Raw genomic sequence first — 672 nt, forward strand, 5'->3', positions numbered from 1 at the left:
CCCACATGCCCAGCGGGCTGCGCCGCACCACCCACAGCGCCAGGCCGAGCACCGCGATGCCGAAGGCGCCGAACAGCGCGCGGCCGGCCCCGGATTCGTCCATGGCCGGGTACAGCAGCACGCCCAGCAACTGCACCCCCAGCAACCAGGCCGAGGGGTGCCGGCGGGCGATGGCCAGCCATCGGGTGGTGCGCGCTATGGCCATCGTGGTGTCCCTGCCCCTGTGTCGGTGGCCGAAGCTTAACGGCTGCCGCGCTGAGGCGGCATGACGGCCGCCCCGGCCGCGTAGTCGCGCACGTCCTGGGTGATCTTCATCGAACAGAAGTGGGGGCCGCACATCGAGCAGAAATGGGCCTCCTTGTGCGCGTCCTTGGGCAGGGTTTCGTCGTGGAACCCGCGCGCCTTTTCCGGATCCAGGCCCAGGTGGAACTGGTCTTCCCAGCGGAACTCGAACCGCGCCTTGCTCAGTGCGTTGTCGCGCACCTGCGCGCCGGGATGCCCCTTGGCCAGGTCAGCGGCGTGGGCCGCGATGCGGTAGGCCATGATGCCGTCGCGCACGTCCTGCCGGTTGGGCAGGCCCAGGTGCTCCTTGGGGGTGACGTAGCAGAGCATGGCGGTGCCGTACCAGCCGATCATCGCCGCGCCGATCGCGCTGGTGATGTGGTCGTAGCC

At 70.1% G+C, this 672-nt stretch carries 2 pseudogenes; both read right to left on the minus strand.

Going from position 1 to position 672, the window contains the following annotated elements:
• Positions 1-205: pseudogene (locus INT12_RS30805) on the minus strand (hypothetical protein); the annotation flags it as partial.
• 77 nt (positions 206-282) lie between these two features.
• Positions 283-672, minus strand: a pseudogene (locus INT12_RS30810) (phosphomethylpyrimidine synthase ThiC); the annotation flags it as partial.

Source organism: Pseudomonas sp. K8 (assembly GCF_014889455.1).
Classification (GTDB): Bacteria; Pseudomonadota; Gammaproteobacteria; order Pseudomonadales; family Pseudomonadaceae; genus Aquipseudomonas; species Aquipseudomonas veronii.